Below are 3,591 nucleotides of genomic sequence, written 5' to 3' on the forward strand. Positions count from 1 at the left end.
TTATTTTTAAGCCTTTTAAAAATGACTGATAAGTCAAGCAAAAATCCCTTTAAATTTGCCCAAAAATTCGGTATAGTGAAACGCACCATTTAGCAAAATCCCACAGGAGATTTTATGATGTATCAAGGAAAATCCATACAAGTAAGCCGTTTAGACGGTGATATTGTCAAATTTCATTTTAATAATGAAAAAGAAAGCGTCAATAAATTTGACCAAGCTACCAATGCCGAATTTGCCGAAGCGGTTGGCATTTTAGAAAAAAATGCCAGCAACATCAAAGGCTTGATTGTAACATCAGGCAAATCGGTATTCATTGCAGGGGCGGACATTACCGAATTTGTTGCTTATTTTAAAAAGCCTGCGAGCGAGTTAGAAAGCTGGTTACTTGGCATTAATGATGTTTTTAACCGTTTTGAGGATTTGCCATTTCCAAAAGTGTGTGCCATAAACGGTGTGGCACTGGGTGGTGGCTGTGAGATGACGCTTGTCTGTGAATACCGTGTCATGGGGCAGTCGGCTCAAATCGGTCTGCCTGAGACTAAACTTGGCATTTTCCCTGGCTTTGGTGGCAGTGTGCGTACGCCACGCATCATCGGTATTGATAATGCCTTAGAAGCGATTGCCACAGGTAAATCACACCGAGCAGATGAAGCGTTAAAGTTGGGCTTGGTGGACGCTGTGGTGTCGGACGAAAATGTGGAGCAATCGGCTTTGGATTTGGTTAAAAAGTGCATCAGTGGTGAGCTGGACTGGCAAGCCAAACGTGCCGAGAAGTTAGAACCTGTTAAACTTAACAAAACCGAACAGGCGATGGCATTTAACTCTGCCAAAGGGGTAATTTTTGCCAAAGCCAATCCCAAGCATTATCCTGCGGTTGCTCTAGCGGTGGAGGCGATTGAAAATCACGCCAATTTGGGGCGTGATGAAGCCATCAAAATAGAAGCCAAAAATTTTGCCAAAGCTGCCACCACACCACAAGCACAGGCATTGGTGGGCGTATTTTTAAATGACCAATTGGTCAAAAAACGTGCCAAAGAACATGTCAAATCCGCTCATGACATCGCCGAGATGGCGGTGCTTGGGGCAGGGATTATGGGCGGTGGTATCGCTTATCAGTCGGCGATCAAGGGTTTGCCTATCATCATGAAAGACATCAAGGGACAGCAACTTGATTTGGGCATGAATGAAGCGAGCAAGCTCCTTGCCAAAGAAGTAGAACGTGGCAAAATCAGCACTGCCAAAATGGGTGAAACCCTATCCAAAATCCGCCCAACCTTAAACTATGGCGATTTTGGTACGCCTGACATCGTCATTGAAGCGGTGGTTGAGAATGAAAAAATCAAAAAAGGGGTGCTTGGCGAAACTGAAAACCTCATCAAAGATAACGCCATTCTTGCTTCTAATACCTCTACGATTAGCATTACCGAGCTTGCCAAATCCTTAAAACGCCCTGAGAATTTTGTGGGTATGCACTTTTTTAACCCTGTTCATCGCATGCCTTTGGTGGAGGTCATTCGTGGCGAAAAAACTTCTGATGAGGCGATTGCCACGACTGTTGCCCTAGCTCAAAAAATGGGTAAAACACCGATTGTGGTGAATGACTGTGCAGGATTTTTGGTAAATCGTGTGCTGTTCCCTTATTTTGGGGCGTTTGATTTGCTTATCAAACATGGGGCGGATTTTGTCAAGATTGATAAAGTCATGGAAAAATTTGGCTGGCCTATGGGACCTGCCTATCTGCTTGATGTGGTGGGCATTGATACAGGCGTGCACGCAAGTGCAGTCATGGCAAACGCTTTCCCTGAACGCATGAACCCTGATTATAAGACCGCCACGACCGTGATGTTTGAACACAACCGTTTGGGTCAAAAAAATGGCACAGGCTTTTATCAATATGAGCTTGACAAAAAAGGCAAACCTAAAAAGAGCGTGGATACCACCGCTTATGAGCTGTTAAAGACGGTGCAGGACGGTAGTGCTGACTTTGACGAGCAAGAAATCATTGACCGCTTGATGGTGGCGTTTTGTACCGAAACGGTGCGTTGCCTAGAAGATAACATCGTGGCAAGTGCAGGCGAGGCGGACATGGCAATGCTGATGGGGCTTGGATTCCCACCGTTTCGTGGTGGTCCATGTCGCTACATTGACCAAGTGGGCGTAAAAGAATTTGTCGCTTTGTGTGATAAATACGCTCATCTGGGCAAGGCGTATGAAGCTCCGCAACTCTTGCGAGACATGGCAGAGCGTGGCGAGAGTTTTTATCAATAATTAAAATTTTAAGGAAAAAATATGACAACATTAAATCCAACAGACGTAGTAATCATAGATGGCGTACGCACCGCCATGGGCAAATCCAAAAACGGCATGTTCCGCAACGTGCGAGCAGAGACTTTATCAGCAGAGCTGATGAAAGCCTTGATAAAGCGAAATGATTTTGACCCCAATGACATTGAAGATGTGATTTGGGGCTGTGTCAATCAAACCCTAGAACAGGGTTGGAACATCGCCCGCCATGCAAGCCTACTGGCAGGTATCCCAAAACACGTTGCAGGGCAAACGGTAAACCGCCTGTGTGGCTCGTCCATGCAAGCCCTACACACCGCCACCGCCCAAATCATGACCCATCAAGGCGACATCTTTATCATCGGTGGGGTGGAGCATATGGGGCATGTGGCGATGATGCACGGTGTGGACATCAACCCCAGTAGCTCAAAGCACATCGCAAAAGCGTCCAACATGATGGGATTGACTGCCGAAATGCTTGGGCGTATGAATAATATCACACGAGACGAACAGGACGAATTTGCTCTAAATTCGCACCTAAAAGCCACCAAAGCCACTCACGAGGGGCGATTTAAAAATGAAATCGTGGGCGTAGAAGGGCATGATGAAAACGGCAATTTGCAGTTGTGTACAGTAGATGAGGTCATTCGCTTTGATGCCAATATTGAGAGCCTACAAAAGCTCAAACCCGTCTTTGACCCTGCCAATGGCACAGTCACAGCAGGTTCATCGTCTGCCCTATCAGATGGTGCGTCCGCCATGCTTGTGATGAGTGCAGGCAAAGCCCATGAGCTTGGGCTAAAACCTCGTGCCAAAATTCGGGGAATGGCAGTCGCTGGCTGTGATGCTGCTATCATGGGCTATGGACCTGTGCCAGCCACCCAAAAGGCATTAAAACGAGCAGGGCTAACCATCAACGACATTCAAACGGTGGAGCTAAACGAAGCCTTTGCCGCACAAGGCTTATCGGTATTAAAGGGCTTGGGACTGTATGATAAACAAGACATCGTTAATCACAATGGCGGTGCGATTGCATTAGGACACCCTTTGGGCTGTTCTGGGGCGAGAATCACCACCACGCTACTAAATGTCATGGAGCAACAAGATACCACGCTTGGACTTGCCACCATGTGTATCGGCTTGGGGCAGGGGATAGCTACCATTATTGAGAGGGTGTGATTTTAAATAGGGGCGTAGCGATACGCTCTTATTTTTGCGTCTGTGGGCGGAATGTGCTAAAATGGAGAAAGCTAATTTTTCTTAAAATCTGATTATGCCACTTGACATCATAAAAAGTGCCACTAAAAT

At 46.4% G+C, this 3,591-nt stretch carries 2 protein-coding genes; both read left to right on the forward strand.

What is annotated here, in order from left to right; translation table 11 throughout:
- Window positions 1–114: 114 nt before the first annotated feature.
- Window positions 115–2,268, forward strand: coding sequence for a fatty acid oxidation complex subunit alpha FadB (gene fadB, locus MOB01S_RS11825; RefSeq protein ID WP_066805764.1), 2,154 nt, complete (start codon window positions 115–117; stop codon window positions 2,266–2,268).
- Window positions 2,269–2,289: 21 nt separating this feature from the next.
- A complete protein-coding gene (fadA, locus tag MOB01S_RS11830) occupies window positions 2,290–3,462 on the forward strand; it encodes an acetyl-CoA C-acyltransferase FadA (protein WP_066805766.1) in 1,173 nt (390 codons plus the stop codon).
- Window positions 3,463–3,591: the final 129 nt, after the last annotated feature.

Origin of the sequence: Moraxella oblonga NBRC 102422, from assembly GCF_001598275.1 — a bacterium.
GTDB lineage: Bacteria > Pseudomonadota > Gammaproteobacteria > Pseudomonadales > Moraxellaceae > Moraxella > Moraxella oblonga.

Bases quoted from the DNA above. Each gene is read 5' to 3' on its own strand.
- fadA (WP_066805766.1), top strand. From the start codon at position 2,290: ATGACAACATTAAATCCAACAGACGTAGTAATCATAGATGGCGTACGC.
- fadB (WP_066805764.1), top strand. From the start codon at position 115: ATGATGTATCAAGGAAAATCCATACAAGTAAGCCGTTTAGACGGTGAT.